The organism is Pseudomonas sp. NS1(2017), from assembly GCF_002269425.1.
GTDB classification, from domain to species: Bacteria; Pseudomonadota; Gammaproteobacteria; order Pseudomonadales; family Pseudomonadaceae; genus Aquipseudomonas; species Aquipseudomonas reactans.
This window is the reverse complement of record NZ_CP022960.1, coordinates 4594322-4610084: the sequence shown is the minus strand read 5'-3', so window position 1 is coordinate 4610084 and position 15763 is coordinate 4594322. Positions and strand designations below refer to the sequence as shown.

At 60.8% G+C, this 15763-nt stretch carries 12 protein-coding genes; 8 read left to right on the top strand and 4 right to left on the bottom strand.

Annotated features, from left to right (window positions below; all coding sequences use genetic code 11):
• Positions 1 to 91: 91 nt before the first annotated feature.
• From efeU to efeO (CI807_RS21630), 4 genes are read left to right on the top strand one after another with little or no spacing between them, the layout of a single operon-like run.
• Positions 92 to 937, top strand: coding sequence for an iron uptake transporter permease EfeU (gene efeU / locus CI807_RS21645; protein ID WP_095016143.1), 846 nt, complete (start codon positions 92 to 94; stop codon positions 935 to 937).
• 10 nt (positions 938 to 947) lie between these two features.
• Complete coding sequence (gene efeO, locus CI807_RS21640; RefSeq protein ID WP_095016142.1) at positions 948 to 2150, top strand: iron uptake system protein EfeO; 1203 nt, start codon at positions 948 to 950, stop codon at positions 2148 to 2150.
• Between the two features lie 14 nt (positions 2151 to 2164).
• Positions 2165 to 3463: an iron uptake transporter deferrochelatase/peroxidase subunit gene (gene efeB / locus CI807_RS21635; RefSeq protein ID WP_095017595.1), complete on the top strand. Its 1299-nt coding sequence runs from the start codon at positions 2165 to 2167 to the stop codon at positions 3461 to 3463.
• 26 nt (positions 3464 to 3489) lie between these two features.
• Positions 3490 to 4308, top strand: a complete 819-nt coding sequence (gene efeO, locus CI807_RS21630; protein ID WP_095016141.1) for an iron uptake system protein EfeO — start codon at positions 3490 to 3492, stop codon at positions 4306 to 4308.
• Between the two features lie 44 nt (positions 4309 to 4352).
• On the opposite strand, the gene CI807_RS21625 is transcribed toward efeO (CI807_RS21630), so the two are convergent.
• Positions 4353 to 7808 carry a hypothetical protein gene (locus CI807_RS21625; protein WP_157742061.1) on the bottom strand — a complete coding sequence of 1152 codons (3456 nt, stop codon included), beginning with the start codon at positions 7806 to 7808 and terminating at the stop codon, positions 4353 to 4355.
• A 387-nt stretch (positions 7809 to 8195) separates the two neighbouring features.
• Positions 8196 to 9539 carry a CDP-diacylglycerol--serine O-phosphatidyltransferase gene (pssA, locus tag CI807_RS21620; RefSeq protein WP_095016139.1) on the bottom strand — a complete coding sequence of 448 codons (1344 nt, stop codon included), beginning with the start codon at positions 9537 to 9539 and terminating at the stop codon, positions 8196 to 8198.
• A 125-nt stretch (positions 9540 to 9664) separates the two neighbouring features.
• Here pssA and CI807_RS21615 point away from each other — a divergent pair, with 125 nt between their 5' ends.
• Both CI807_RS21615 and CI807_RS21610 read left to right on the top strand, forming a co-directional pair.
• The gene (locus tag CI807_RS21615; protein WP_095016138.1) at positions 9665 to 10228 is read left to right on the top strand and encodes a TetR/AcrR family transcriptional regulator; all 564 of its coding nucleotides are present in this window, start codon (positions 9665 to 9667) and stop codon (positions 10226 to 10228) included.
• 54 nt (positions 10229 to 10282) lie between these two features.
• Positions 10283 to 10762, top strand: coding sequence for a nuclear transport factor 2 family protein (locus tag CI807_RS21610; RefSeq protein WP_028616052.1), 480 nt, complete (start codon positions 10283 to 10285; stop codon positions 10760 to 10762).
• Positions 10763 to 10794: 32 nt separating this feature from the next.
• Here the strand turns inward: CI807_RS21610 and CI807_RS21605 are convergent, their stop codons facing one another.
• Both CI807_RS21605 and CI807_RS21600 read right to left on the bottom strand, forming a co-directional pair.
• Complete coding sequence (locus CI807_RS21605; protein ID WP_095016137.1) at positions 10795 to 11952, bottom strand: PQQ-dependent sugar dehydrogenase; 1158 nt, start codon at positions 11950 to 11952, stop codon at positions 10795 to 10797.
• A gap of 12 nt (positions 11953 to 11964) precedes the next feature.
• On the bottom strand, positions 11965 to 12279 hold the full coding sequence (locus CI807_RS21600; protein WP_095016136.1) for a hypothetical protein: 315 nt from the start codon (positions 12277 to 12279) through the stop codon (positions 11965 to 11967).
• A 184-nt stretch (positions 12280 to 12463) separates the two neighbouring features.
• Between CI807_RS21600 and CI807_RS21595 the strand changes: the two genes are divergently transcribed.
• Positions 12464 to 13294: a Ku protein gene (locus CI807_RS21595; RefSeq protein ID WP_095016135.1), complete on the top strand. Its 831-nt coding sequence runs from the start codon at positions 12464 to 12466 to the stop codon at positions 13292 to 13294.
• Between the two features lie 3 nt (positions 13295 to 13297).
• On the top strand, positions 13298 to 15757 hold the full coding sequence (ligD, locus tag CI807_RS21590) for a DNA ligase D (RefSeq protein ID WP_095016134.1): 2460 nt from the start codon (positions 13298 to 13300) through the stop codon (positions 15755 to 15757).
• Positions 15758 to 15763 lie beyond the last annotated feature (6 nt).

Sequence of the window (15763 nt, the reverse complement as noted above, 5' to 3'; positions counted from 1 at the left end):
CACTGTTCAGCAAACGTCAAGAATTGTTGTTTAGCAATGAGTATCATTATGTTACAACTTAGCACCCTATCTAGTTGTCACGCGGTGCCGAATGCTCGTTCCTTTCCTCATCATGCTGCGCGAAGGCATTGAAGCCGCACTGATCGTTGGCATCATCGCCAGCTACCTGCAACAGACCGGTCGCGGCCAGTGGATGCCCGCCGTATGGATCGGCGTCTTCCTCGCTGCTGCGCTGGCCCTGCTGGTCGGTGGTGGCCTGGAACTGGTCAGCGCCGAGTTCCCGCAGAAGCAGCAGGAACTGTTTGAAGGCATCGTCGGCCTGGTCGCCGTGGGCATCCTCAGCTCCATGGTGTTCTGGATGCGCAAGGTGGCGCGTTCCATCAAGCATTCCCTGCACGAATCCCTCGATCACGCGTTGGCCGGTTCCAAGCACCAGGTCACCGCGCTGATCCTCATGGTGTTTTTCGCCGTGGCCCGCGAGGGTCTGGAGACCGTGTTCTTCCTGCTGGCCGTGTTCCAACAGAGCGAAGGCCCAGGCGCGCCGATTGGCGCCCTGCTCGGCTTGATCCTGGCGATCATCGTCGGTTTCCTGATCTACACCGGCAGCATGCGCCTGAACCTGGGCGCGTTTTTCCGCTGGACCGGCTTGTTTATCCTCGTGGTGGCCGCCGGCATCCTCGCCAATTCGGTGCAAGCCCTGCACGAAGCGGGGGTATGGAATCACCTGCAAACCGTGCTGTTCGACTTCAGCGCCGCGCTACCCATGGACAGCCCGTTGGGCTCGGTGCTGGCCGGGATGTTCGGCTATCAGGAAGCGCCCACCATCAGCACCCTCGGCGCCTACCTGATTTACCTGGTGGTAGCCCTGGTGATGTTCTTCCTGCCCACCACACCGTCCAAGCCTGCCGCCTCACCTTCTTCTGTTGCCAACCAGTAAGGACCGCCTCTTGTCCAAGCCTACTCCTCAACCGTCCTCGCCACCTCGCGCCCTGCGTTGGGCCGTGGCGGGTTCGGTGGTCGTGATGATCGCCGCCGGAGGCCTGTTCTATTACGCCTCGCAACTGGCGGCCAGCAAGCGCCAGACCAACCACAATGAAATCGCCGTGACCATCCATGGCCACGCCTGCGAGCCGAACGAGCTGACCGTGCCCGCCGGCCGCGCCAGCTTTCGCATCATCAACCGCTCCGACCGTGCGGTGGAATGGGAAATCCTCGACGGCGTGCTAGTGGTCGAGGAACGCGAAAACATCGCTCCCGGCCTGAGCCAGGTGATCAACGCCAACCTGCTGCCCGGCGACTACGCGATCACCTGCGGCCTGCTGAGCAACCCGCGCGGCACCTTGCACGTAACGCCGACCGCCGAGTCCGATGCACAGGCCAAGGCCAAGCCGTCGATGGTGGCGTTTATCGGGCCTCTGTCGGAGTTCCGCGTGTACCTGAGCAGCCAAGGCAGCGCATTGGTCAAGGCTGTCACCGCCTTGCAACAGGCCGTCGACGCCGGCGACCTGGCCCAGGCTCAAGCGCTCTACGTTCCAGCGCGCGAGGCTTACCAACGCCTGGCCCCCGCGTCGCAACGCCTGGCCGAGCTGGACAACGCGATCAACGCCCGCGCCGACTACTTTGAAAAACGCGAGCAGGACCCTGCCTTCAGCGGCTTCCATCGCCTGGAATACAGCCTGTTCCAGCAACGCAGTCTCGATGGCTTGGCGCCGGTTGCCCAGCGTCTGCTGGCCGACGTCACCACCCTCAAGCAACAACTGCTCGCCCAGTCGCTGCCGCCGGAGCAACTGGTCAGCATTGTGGTGCGCAACCTCAACAGCCTGGCCGATGTACGCGCCATCAGCGGTGAAGAGGAGCGTTACAGCCACGTCGACCTGAATGGTTTCGCCGCCAACCTGGAGGCCGCCCACAAAGTCGTCGACCTGATGCGCCCTTTGCTGACCAAGTCTGCCGCAGACTTGCTGCCTAAAGTCGACAGCGCTCTCACGGCCTTCGACAGCCAACTCAACGAATTGAAAGTCGACGGCCAGTACCGCCGCTACGACAGCGTAACCGCCGATCAGCGCAAGCAGATCGCCGACAAGGCCAAGGCTCTGGCCGCTGCACTCGATGGAATCGACCCCGCCCTTGGCCTCTCCGGCCTGCAGTGAAGACGACCGCACACATGAGTGATTCGAAACAATTTGACCTCCAGCGTCGCCGTGTCCTGCTGGGCATGGCCGCCACCGGCGCCGCGATTGCCGGCAGCACCCTGACTTGCCCGGCCATGGCCGCCGAGCAAGTCACCACCGCACCGCGCAGCGACAAGACCCAGGACCACCACGATTTTTTTGGCAAGCACCAAAGCGGTATCGTCACGCCGCGCCCGGCCTGCGGCATGCTCGTGGCGTTCGATGTGCTCGCGAGCGACCGCGAAGACCTGGTGCGCCTGTTCCGCACCCTGAACGAACGCATCAGCTTCCTGATGACCGGCGGCACCGTGCCGCAAGTCGACCCGAAACTGCCGCCGACCGACTCCGGCATCCTCGGCCCGGTGGTCACGCCGGACAACCTGACCATTACCGTGTCCGTCGGAGAATCCCTGTTCGATGAGCGCTTCGGCCTCAGCGCCGTCAAGCCCAAACGCCTGAGCCGCATGGTCGGTTTCCCCAACGACGCGCTGGAACCGGCGCAGTGCCACGGCGACCTGAGCCTGCAATTCAGCTCCAACACGCCGGACACCAATATCCACGCCCTGCGCGACATTGTGAAGAATCTTCCGGACTTGCTGCTGGTGCGCTGGAAGCAGGAAGGCAGCGTGCCGCCCCAGGCGCCGAGCAAACCCGGCGAACCTGCGCAGAGCGCACGCAACTTCCTGGGTTTTCGTGACGGTTCGGCCAACCCGAACTCCAACGATGCCAAGGCCATGGACCAGATTGTGTGGGTGCAACCGGGCAGCGACGAACCGGCCTGGGCGGCCAACGGCAGCTATCAGGCCGTGCGCATCATCCGCAACTTCGTCGAGCGCTGGGACCGCACCCCGCTGCAAGAACAGGAAAGCATCATCGGCCGCGTCAAGCCGACCGGTGCGCCCATGGACGGTGACAAAGAAACCCAGGTGCCCGACTACAGCAAGGACCCGGAAGGCAAAGTGACCAAGCTCGATGCCCACATCCGCCTGGCCAACCCGCGCACCCCGCAGACTCAGGCCAACCTGATCCTGCGCCGGCCGTTCAACTACTCCAACGGCGTCAATAAAAACGGTCAGCTGGACATGGGGCTGTTGTTCATCTGCTACCAGGCTGACCTGGAGAAAGGCTTTATCAGCGTGCAAACCCGGCTCAACGGCGAGCCCCTGGAGGAATACCTCAAGCCGGTCGGCGGCGGGTACTTCTTCACCTTGCCGGGGGTCACGGGGCCGAAGGATTTCATCGGGCGCACGCTGCTGGCTGCAACGCACCCTCACACCACTGCCCAGACCTAAAACAAACCCAGAGCGGAAATCGTCCCATGAAAAAGTCGTCTATCGCGTTGTCGTTGTTGCTGACCCTTTCGCCGCTGGCAGCCTTCGCCGCTACTGCGCCGCTGGACCTGGTAGGGCCGGTGTCGGATTACAAAATCTACGTCACCGAAGAAATCGGCGAGCTGGTCACCCAGACCCAAGCCTTCACCGACGCCATCAATAAAGGCGACCTGGCCACCGCCAAGAAGCTCTACGCGCCGACCCGCGTGCACTATGAGTCCATCGAGCCAATCGCTGAGTTGTTCAGCGACCTCGATGCATCCATCGATTCGCGCGTCGACGACCACGAAAAAGGCGTGACCGCCGAAGACTTCACCGGCTTCCACCGCATTGAATACGCGCTGTTCTCGCAGAACACCACCCAGGGCCTGGAAGCGCTGACCGCCAAGCTCAACACCGACGTCAACGACCTCAAGACCCGCGTCGACGGCCTGACCTTCCCGCCGGAAAAAGTCGTGGGCGGCGCTGCAGCCCTGCTCGAAGAAGTCGCCGCCACCAAGATCTCCGGTGAAGAAGACCGCTACAGCCACACCGACCTGTATGACTTCCAGGGCAACATCGACGGTGCAAAGAAAATCGTCGACCTGTTCCGTGGCCAGATCGAGAAGCAAGACAAGGCCTTCCTGGCCAAGGTCGACAAGAACTTCGCCACCGTGGACAAGATCCTGGCCAAGTACAAAACCAAGGACGGTGGTTTCGAGACCTATGACAAGGTCAAGGAAAACGACCGCAAAGCCTTGGTGGGGCCAGTCAATACCCTGGCCGAAGACCTGTCTACCCTGCGTGGCAAGCTAGGACTGAACTGACCGTTGTAGCGCTCGCCCACGGCGTCGGGCGAGCGCTACGCGGCTCAAGCGTCCAGGCTGAAATCACGCAATGGCGTACCAAACGGTTGATTCGTTTTTGGATTGATCGCGTACCAATCGCCCCCGTGCCGTTGCGCCGATACCGGCACCCCCTGAGACACACCGGGCGAACCGGCCGACGCAGTCGGCGCTTTAGAGTCCCATGCGCCGGCAAGCCAAAAACTTCTCAATTTTTCCTCGACGCTGATCAGGTGAGGGGCCGCCTTGCCAAGCCTCGTCGCACCACTGGCCAGCAACGGTAGTTTCAACAGGCCCTTGAGCCCAGCGTTAACCAATTGCCCATATCCATCCGCCGGGTTCATGGCTGCACTGGCGAAAAGCGCCGACGCCTTGATGAAGTTGAATGCCCGATCACTGAAGCTCTCCACGGGTTTAGCCCAGGCGACTTTTGGCGCGAGGGGATGCACTGCGCTGCCCAGCTTGCGAAGGGGGCCACCCAGCGGGTTGTGCGTGATTGACCTGCCCGCGCGTATCAACGCCCGTGCCCGACCTCCCGCGCCCAGGGCCAGCCCGACCAGGTCCAGACCCAGGCTGAACAATCCCTTGCCGATATTGCCGGTGGCAAACTCCTGGTAGGCGCCCACAAAGGGCACCAGCCCGAGCAAAATTGCTTTTTCAGCCCCCAGCGCCTCGCGTTGCTTTTCCAGGGGCAAACTCCCTTTGGCCCGGGCCACCATGGCGTCATCGGCCTCATAGAAATTGAGCTCGGCAATACGCGACGCAATACTGTGTGTCTTCGACGATGCATAAGTGTCAGGCACGTAGGTTTCCAGTGCCTCACCGGCCGCAAGTGAACGGCCAGCGAGCGGCCCACCGAGTTTCCCAACAATGACTCTGGACGTGCTATCAGGCTTCGCTTCAGTGCCTTTAGCGTAGGCTTCGTAGTCCACGCCCAGGCTGAATCCGCCCGTAAACGCGATCACATAAGCGCCTTCCAAACCCAATGGATTGGTGCGGCCATTCGAGGCATTGCCCAATTTGAGTTTTTCTGGAAGATCGGTGCGCTTAACGATCGAGCCGTTCGCAAACACTTCGTAATAATTCACCTTGCCTCCCAGCTCGGCACGCAACAGCGTACCTTGCCGACCCCGAGCCGCAGCCCGATCTGCGGCTGTTTCCGTGGCTGGGGGCAACCCGGTTTCCCCGCGTATGCCGTACAACTGGACCGTCCCCAGCTCCAACATCTGGCGATCCTCCAATGAAAGTTCGGAGAACATCAGCTTGAGCCGCGCGGTATAGACGGTCTGGAGCGATTGTCGGTGCTCATTGACCGCTGTTTGCAGCATCGTGTCCAGCGTCGGCAACTTGCGGATTCGTGCATCCAACGCATTGCGCTTCTCTTGGGGCGCTGTGACTTCCGGGCTCCGCTGATAGGGAGATGTCCGGGGACGAATCGCAGATTGCGGCATATCGTGCGTCAATACCCACTTACCCGGCGTCAAGTCGCCGGTCATGTACGTTTCAACCAGAGAACGCGTACGCGGCTCGGAGACGGACATGTTCCGCCGTACGTCACTGTCGGCGATCATTACCGTCATCGCTTCCAACTGGCTGGCCGTGTCATCTGGAAATACCTTTAGCAATTCCTGGATTGCCATGGCTTTGCGATCCGGCATCGCCGTCACTGCGCTCAAGGCGGTGTTAACCTCTTCGCGCTGTTTGAAAAACGCTTCGCTGGCGGACTTGAGCGCCTCTGGAGGGTGTTCCCCGTCAATCGGCGCTGGAATGACCCCGTTGAGCACCGCCCAATCCAGCAATAATTTCATCGCATGCAGTTGCATCAATGACGCCTGCGCCTCGCTGGTGGGCGCCAGGGTGGTCAGCTCGCTGACCTGCTCTTCAGTCATTCCACGGGATGTCCCGGGCGCTATGCGATCCGCCATCGCAGCCCCCAGGCGTAGCTCCACCCATGCAGGCGTACCGACGCGGATGGATGGAGGCACATCCCTCACCAGAAACTCGGGAGCGGCCTGCGCCAGACCGATGTGGGCCACCAACACGGCGAGTTTTGGATCGAGGCCTCGTTCTTGTAGATGTTTTTCAACATCGCGGCGTACTTCACTAAAGGAGCGCCCCATATTCGCAGGTTGATACACGTTGTAGCCGGCGATGACGCCTGGCTGCCCGGGCGCCTCGGTATCGGCGTGTAGAGCGAGCGCAGCAAGCACCAGTTGTTGGCTCACCGCTTTGGGCAACGGCGAATCCATCCATTTCAGGTCCCGCGCCAGCTCCTCCCCAAAAGCCAAGGCGTCAGGACCGTTTAGCAGCGTTTCCAGCGCTTCAGTGGGGTTGGCTTGCAATGCCTGCACGGTGAGTTCGTCAAGGTCGTAAAGCCCGCGAGGGGCTTCGCCACCAAAGCGCTGGTCGGCCTTGGCCTTAAGGATGGCTTTATCGTCCGAAGTCAGTTGGCCCGGGGTCCAGTCCCGTGCCATCAGAGCGGCATAATTTCCCAACGATGGCACGGGTGGCAGGGTCGCGGCGCGCAACCACTGCACAACATTGCGCGTCTCGCCAGCGGTCCGCGGTGAGCCCAACCCCTTGTTTTCCAGGTACTGACGCACATCGCAATAAGGCACTGAGTACAAGGCATTCCCCTGATCTTGGCTCAGGCTGACCAACTGGCGAAACTCAGTGTCCAGTTCGGTCGCGCCGCTGATGGACGCAGTGAGATCAATCCATTCCCCGCCCGGGGTCTTGTGCTCGAACCGCCCCTCGGACACACGAAACGGTTGGCCCGGCCATATCAGGTCTGTGATCAACGCCTGCACGGCCGGCGATTCACTGAAACGTTTCAACCGGGCCTGTGCAACCTCATCTCCCGCCGCCAGTGGCGTGCTCACCGACAACTGCGCCAGGTGGGTTGACCAGTCATACGGAGTATCGTCAGGCAGGTCCTTTACGGCGCTCTCCAATTGGTCCGCCAGGAAGGCGCGCTCATCCAGATCACCAACGGATTGCCGGACGCGCTCCAGACTGGTACTGAGCTGCTGGTACTGCTGCGCAGGCATCACCAGCCCGGAGGTACGCAAGGACGCCATCAACTCATCCTGGTCCTCTGTAAAGACGGGAAGTTGCAAGCCAAAGGCCTGCAATACCAAGGAATGGGGCACCCAGGATTCACCTGCCAGCAAGTAAGGAAGCCCCTTGTCGGCCGGGTCCAATACATCCCTGATGCTGCGCAGCCTCACGCTGGCCTGCCCCCATCCGGAGCTGTCCGTGGTGCTGAATGTTACGGCCGTACGGACACCGTCACGGTAGACATAACCGCTGACACTGTCGCGGTGCAGGGTCAAGGTAGACACTTCCAGACCTTTGCTGGCGAACCATGCCTGTAACTGCGGATGAGCCAGTACTTTTGCGTAAATGTCGAGTGCAGGCGCCAAGGAGCTGTCCGCCGGGACTTCTACTGTGGAATAACCGCCCTCCATTGAGGTCAGCAAGCGTTCCCCCAGCGCGGTATCTGCAGATGCCCGCCCCGAGTTAGGGGGAGGTGCGGCAGGCAAGGTCCATCTGGGCGTAGAGTGTTGTTGCTCTGCGCTGCCCGACTCACGCCGTATACGTCGCCCGGGGGCCTCTGGTACAGGAGATTGAGGGCCCATCGGCTCCTCAGCAACGATGGTAACGCCGGGAAAAACAGGGATTTTGGCCGCAGGCATTCGGGTCAGCGCAGGACTTACCAACATGGGTATGCTCTCTCTCAATCGCACCTTAAAGGATGAAACCGTAAGTCCATGAACGGTTTAGAGAGAGTAAGAAATCTATCGGCAGCCTAGGCTCCAGACTTTTCCGGAACGATGGGGAAAACAGCTAAGAGGACTGTAGGAAGCTCATAGAATCCGGTACAACAGCCGCTCGATCCGCACCCGGCTGACCCGGCGCAGGAATTTGCCAACCGCCTCAGGGTAATCCGGCAGCGTTTGCAGATCCTGGTACCGCCCGATCCGCGTGGTGTGCTGGAAAATCTGCGCCAGCTCGGTGCGTCGCGGCGCCAGCCACTCGCTCTTGGGATCATCGATCAGCAAGGCGTTTTCCAGGTCGAGACGGAACGCGCGCGGGTTGAGGTTGTTGCCGGTCAGCAAGGTGTAGCGCTGATCGACCCACATGCCCTTGAGGTGGTAGGTGTTATCGCCGTCGCGCCATAGGTGGAGGTTCAACTGGCCGCTGTCGATCATCGGCTGATGGCGCTTGGCAAAGCGGCGCAGGCTGATTTCGTAGAGGTAAGGCAGCGCCGCAATGACCTTGAACGGCTCGCTGGGCGGGATGTAGAAATCGTTGGCGGTCTTGTCGCCGACGACGATGTCGATCTTCACCCCACGCGCCAGCGCGCGGTTGATTTCGCGGGTTACCGGCAGCGGCAGGTTGAAGTACGGGGTGCAGATAGTCAGCTGATGTTGGGCACTGGCGATCAGTTCGAGAATCACCCGGTTCAGGGGGTTGTTCTTGCCAACCCCGAGCAAAGGGCTGACCGACAGGTGACCATTGGGCAACTGCCCGGTCGTGGTGTCATACGTCGCGTGCTTCAGGCGGCTGCGCAGATCGCCGATATCGTTGCGCAGGCTGCGAGTGGTGGGCGGGTTGGGCAGGTCCAGGCGATTGACCGCCTTGGACGCCACCAGGCCGTGCTCCACCAGGTGCTGCATGGAGTCGGCCAGCGCTTTGCTGTGGATCAAGTGATACCGGTCGAAGCGGTACTTGTCGAATTTGTGCAGGTACACGTTGTTCAGGCTGGCGCCGCTGTACAGCACCGTGTCGTCAATCACGAAGCCCTTGAGGTGCAACACACCGAACAACTCGCGGGTTTGCACCGGCACGCCATACACCGGCACTTCGCTGCTATGGCTTTGAGTCATCGCCTGGTACCAGGCGCTGTTGCCCGGCTGCTTGCCGGCACCGATCAAGCCGCGCTGGGCGCGTAACCAGTCGACCACCACCACGATGTCCAATTCCGGCCGCGCAGCCTTGGCGGCGTGCAGGGCGTCGTAGATCTCCTGCCCCGCTTCGTCCTGCTGCAAGTACAACGCGACGATATAGATGCGCCGGGTGGCCTGGGCAATCTTCTCCAGCAGGCAACGACGATAGGCGTCGGCACCGGACAGCACCTCAAGGGCATCGGGAGTGAGGGGGAAACCACGCAGTTTGGGCAACAGGGAGCGTTTGAAGAACGACGGCATAAGGCTCGCAATGGGTCGAATCCGAAGAGGCCCCGAGCTTACACCATGGGGGTGCTCAGGTCTCGCTGCGGCGCATGCAAAAATTTTAATTGACCAAGAAGAACGACCGTTCTACTGTTCGCAACATGAACGACATGACCCGTAATGAAACCCGCGACATTATCCTCGACGTCACTGAAAAGTTGATCTATCGCCATGGCATCGCCGCCACCGGCATGGACTTCCTGGTGAAAACCGCCGGTGTCTCGAGAAAAAGTATTTACCGCTACTTCGCCAATAAAGACGAGCTGGTGATTGCCGCCCTGCAACGTCGTGACGAGCGGTGGATGCAGTGGCTGCGCGATGAAGTGGAACGCCGCGAAGACACCGGAGAACGCCTGCTGGCGCTGTTCAGCGCGCTCAAGGATTGGTTCGGCACGGCGGACTTCCGGGGCTGCGCGTTCATCAACACCAGTGGCGAAACCGGTGATCCGCAAGACCCGGTGCGCCTGCTGGCCAAGGCGCATAAACAGAAACTGTTCGAGTACGCACTTGAACTGTGTCAAGCACATGGCACCCCCGACCCCGAACGGCAGGCCGCGCAACTGCTGATCCTGATCGATGGCGCCATTACCGTTGCCCTGGTGATGGGCGATTCAACAGCTGCCGATAAAGCGCAATGCATGGCGCGAACGTTATTGGGACTTTGAACCCGCCGGTAGGCGCAACTTCCGATACATCCTTATTCATTGAGGAACTGCCCAATGTCATCGACTGTAGAAACACGTCCGCCCCTGCCGCCGTTCACGCGCGCATCGGCCATCGAGAAAGTCCGTCTGGCCGAAGACGGCTGGAACTCCCGTGATCCGCAGCGGGTGTCCCTGGCCTACACGCTGGACACAAAATGGCGTAACCGCGCCGAATTCGCGCATAACCGCGAAGAAGCCAAAGGTTTCCTCACCCGCAAGTGGGCCAAGGAGCTGGACTACCGACTGATCAAGGAGTTGTGGGCATTCACCGATAACCGCATCGCGGTGCGTTACGCCTATGAATGGCACGACGATTCGGGCAACTGGTTCCGCTCCTACGGCAATGAGAACTGGGAATTTGACGAGAACGGCCTGATGGCCAATCGTTTTGCCTGCATCAACGATCTGCCGATCAAGGAAAGCGAGCGCAAGTTCCATTGGCCGCTGGGCCGACGCCCGGATGATCATCCGGGGTTGTCCGAGCTAGGCCTGTAAAACAGTTGGGGCCGGTTTGCCGGCCCCACTGCTTAATCCTGATTCAGCCCCACCCGATACAACACGCCATCGTCCTCATCCGTCAGCACATACAAGAACCCGTCCGGGCCCTGCCGCACATCTCGGATCCGCGCCTTCAGACCGCCGAGCAGGCGCTCCTCGTGGATCACCTTGTCGCCATCAAACTGCAAACGGATCAGCTCCTGGCTGACCAGCGCACCGATAAACACGTTGTGCTGCCAGGGTTTGAAGCGATCCGCATCGTAAAACGCCATGCCACTGATACCCGGCGACTTTTCCCACACGTGATGCGGCGGCACTGTGCCTTCCACCGTTTTGCCCTTGGCTTCGGGAATCGGTGTCAGGGAGTAGTTGATGCCGTGGGTGGCCAATGGCCAACCGTAGTTCTTGCCACGCTCGATGATGTTGATCTCATCACCTCCGCGCGGCCCGTGTTCGTTTTCCCAGATCGTGCCACTCCAAGGATTCAGCGCCAGCCCCTGAGGGTTACGCTGGCCGTAGGACCAGATCTCCGGGCGCACGCCTTGCTGGCCGACGAAGGGGTTGTCATCCGGCACGCGGCCGTCCGGGTAAATGCGCACGACCTTGCCTTGCAACTTATCCAGGTCCTGGGCCGTCGGGCGATCGTTGTTTTCACCCAGGCTCACAAACAGGTAGCCATCACGGTCGAAGGCCAGGCGCGAGCCGAAGTGGTTACCGGTCGACAGCTTGGGCTCCTGGCGCAGGATCACCTGGAAGTCGGTCAAGCCACTGAGGTCTGCGGCCAGGCGCCCACGGCCTACTGCTGTGCCGGCGGTACCGCCTTTGCCCCCGCCTTCCGCGTAGGACAGGTAGACCATGCGGTCCTCCTTGAAGTCCGGCGATAACACCACATCCAGCAGACCGCCCTGCCCCTTGGCCCAGACTTCCGGCACGCCCTTGAGTGGCGCGGACAGCTTGCCGTCGGGGCTGACGAAGCGCAGGTGGCCAGGGCGCTCGGTCACCAGGAAGCCTTGCTTGTCCGGCAAAAAGGCCACCGCCCATGGGTGGTCCAGGCCTTTGGCGATTGGCGTCGCAGTGATGCTGCCCTGTTCGCTGGGGAACTGCTGGGCATCGGCGGCGTAAGTGGCCGTCAACGGCAGCAGCGTGGTGGCGCACAGGGCGGCTAGCAGGCGTTTGCGTAGAAACATAAGGCGAGATCCTTACCGGCGATTGCCGTTGGCATCATAAGTGGGGGCTTTGGTTTCGGTGGCCGGGCGGCTGGGGGCAGCGTCGCGTTTGGGATAGCTGTTGCCGATGCCGCCGTTTTCCAGGGTCGGCGTGCGCGTGGTCGGCCCGGTCTGGATACCACGAACGGCCGGCGCATTCGGCTGGGTGCCCTGCATGCTATTGGGATTGGCCCGGTGGATCGGACCGTTGTTGCCGTTGTTGTTGCCGGGCAGGTTTTGCGCCTGGGCCACCGGAATAAGGGCCAGACCCAACAACAGCGCTGCTACGTGACGCATACAACTGTTCATGACAAAGCCTCTCTGGGGCGAGGAGTACGTGCTTTCGATAACACGCTACGCCTTGGGTTCGGCTTTCGACACTAAATAGTTTCTCATCAGGTGTAACACGATCTGTCCGCGCATCTGCTCGGGGAAACTTTTCCCACCGCCTCCGAGTCACCAGAACACAGCCTCATCAACAGGAATCGCACCTATGCCACGGGCAATCTGGAAAGGCGCCATCAGCTTTGGACTGGTGCATATCCCGGTCTCACTGGTTTCGGCCACCTCCTCTCAAGGCGTTGACTTTGACTGGCTGGACAAGCGCAGCATGGATCCGGTGGGTTACAAGCGCATCAACAAGGCCACTGGCAAGGAAGTGACAAAGGACAACATCGTCAAAGGCGTTGCGTTCGAGAAAGGCCGCTACGTGGTGCTGAGCGAAGAAGAAATCCGCTCGGCCCACCCCAAATCGACCCAGACCATCGAGATCATCGCGTTTGTCGCCAGCGACCAGATCCCGTTGCAGAACATCGACACCCCCTACTTCCTCGCGCCGGACAAGCGTGGCGGCAAGGTCTACGCCTTGCTAAGGGAAATCCTTAGGAAAACCCGCAAGGTCGCCCTGGCCAATGTGGTGCTGCACACCAAGCAGCACCTGGCGGCGTTGATGCCCCTGGACTCGGCGCTGGTGCTGGTGATGCTGCGTTGGCCCGCCGAAGTACGCAGCCTGGACGAACTGGAGCTGGGCAGCGACGTGACCAAACCGAGCCTTGCCAAGGGCGAGCTGGACATGGCCAAGCGCCTGGTAGAAGACATGAGCGCCGACTGGCAGCCCGATGACTACCGCGACAGCTTTCAGGAAAAAATCATGGCGCTGGTGGCCAAGAAGGCCAAAGCCGGCAAGATCGAGGCTGTGGAGACCAGGGACAGCGAAGAGCGCAAGTCCGCCGATGTGATCGACCTGACGGAACTGCTCAAGCGCAGCCTGGCCGGCAAACCCGCAAAGAAGCCGGCGACGAAGAAATCCACCAAGGCCTCCTGAGTCATGTCCAAGCCCCTTAGCGAATATAACCGCAAACGCGATTTCGGGATAACCGCCGAACCGGCAGGCAGTGCGCCTGGCACTCAACGCAAAACGTCGGCGCTGTCGTTCGTGATCCAGAAGCATGACGCACGCAACCTGCACTATGACTTCCGCCTGGAACTCGACGGCGTGCTGCTCAGTTGGGCCGTGCCCAAAGGCCCGAGCCTGGATCCCAGTCAGAAGCGCCTGGCCGTTCACGTCGAAGATCATCCCCTGAGCTACGGGGGCTTTGAAGGCAGCATTCCCGCCGGCCAATACGGCGCCGGTGACGTCATCGTGTGGGACCGTGGCATCTGGCAGCCCCATGACGAGCCACGCAAGGCCTACACAGCCGGCAAGCTCAAATTCACCCTGGTTGGCGAGAAGCTCTCCGGCGATTGGGCGCTGGTGCGCACGCGCTTGAAAGGCAGCGGCGACAAGGAACAATGGTTGCTGATCAAGGAAAAGGACCCGCAGGCGCGTGCGGCCGACGACTACGATATCGTCCAGGCTCAACCCAACAGCGTGCTGAGTAATGCGTCAGTGGGAAAACCCAAGGCTCGGGCCAAAACCAGGAAAACCGCCCTCCCCGAGCAATTCTCCCCGCAATTGGCCACGCTGGTGGATCGCGCCCCGGAAGGCGACTGGCAATACGAAATCAAATTCGACGGCTACCGCATGCTCGCACGCATTCAAAGGGGTGAAGTGCGTTTGTTCACCCGCAACGGCCATGACTGGACTGATCGCCTGCCACGCCAGGTCAAGGCCTTGCAGGCTCTGAAGCTCAAGGACAGCTGGCTGGATGGCGAGGTGGTCAGCCTCAATGGCGACGGCCTGCCGGACTTCCAGGCGCTGCAAAATGCGTTTGATATCGGCCGCAGTCTGGACATCGTTTACTACCTGTTCGACGCGCCCTTTCTCAATGGCCAGGACCAGCGCCAGACGCCGGTCGAGGATCGCCGCGCCGCCCTCAAAGTCGAGCTGGCCGCTAGCCGCAGCACATTGCTACGCTTTTCCGAGGCATTTACCGCGCACCACCGCGACATCTTTGAAAGCGCCTGCGACTTGGCCCTCGAAGGCGTGATCGGCAAGCGCCTGGGCAGTCCGTACGTCTCTAGTCGCAATGCCGACTGGATCAAACTCAAATGCCGGTTGCGCCAGGAGTTTGTGATTGTCGGTTATACCCGGCCGCAAGGCTCGCGCACGGGATTCGGCGCGTTGTTGCTGGCGGTAAATGATGAGACTGGCCTGGTGTACGCAGGCCGCGTAGGCACGGGTTTTGATCAAGCGTCGCTCAAGACTATTTATGCGCAACTCACACCGTTGGAGCGCAAGACATCGCCGCTTGAGAAACCGCTGACCAGCACCCAAGCACGTGGCGTGCATTGGGTAGCGCCCACGTTGGTCGGTGAGGTGCAGTTTGCCGAGTGGACACGCGAGGGCGTGGTCCGCCAAGCGGCGTTCGTCGGGCTGCGCACTGACAAGCCGGCGGCGCAGATTGTTCATGAACAACCGCGAACGGCCAAATCCATGAAACCCGCCAAAAAGACCGGCAATGACGTAAATATCACTCATCCAGACCGCGTGATCGATAAACAAAGCGGCACGCAAAAACAGCAGTTGGCGCAGTTCTACGACAGCATCAGCCAGTGGATTCTGCCCTTCCTGCGTCACCGTCCGGTGTCCCTGCTCAGAGCACCCGAGGGTATCGAGGGCGAGCAATTTTTCCAGAAACACTCGGACCGCCTGGCCATTCCCAACATCAAGCAACTGGATCAGGCACTCGATCCCGGCCATGCGCGCCTGATGGAAATCGACAACGTCGGCGCATTGATCGGCGCGGTGCAAATGGGCAGCGTAGAGTTTCATACCTGGGGCGCCACCTCGGACAAGATCGAAACCCCGGACCTGTTTGTGCTCGACCTCGACCCGGACCCGGCCTTGCCCTGGAAAACCATGCAGGAAGCCGCACAACTGACCCTGTCAGTACTGGATGAGCTGGGGCTGCAAGCGTTTGTCAAAACCAGCGGTGGCAAAGGCCTGCACCTGATCGTGCCGTTGGCGCGCCGAGACAATTGGGACACCGTAAAAGCGTTCGCCAAGGCCATCGCCCAGTTCATGACCGAGCAGTTGCCGGAACGGTTTACCGCGACATCGGGACCCAAGAACCGGGTCGGCAAGATCTTTATCGATTACCTGCGCAACGCACGGGGTGCCAGCACCGTAGCGGCGTATTCCGTGCGTGCACGGCCGGGCTTGCCGGTGTCGGTACCGGTCAGTCGTGAGGAGTTGAAGGGGTTACGCGGCGCGCAGCAATGGACAGTTGCCAATCTGAAGCAACGCTTGGACGCTTTGAAAGCGGATCCCTGGGCGGGGTATGCCAATCGACAGAAGATCAGCAAGAAGATGTGGGAAAAATTGGGCGCCCATCCACCGGAGTGAATGGCG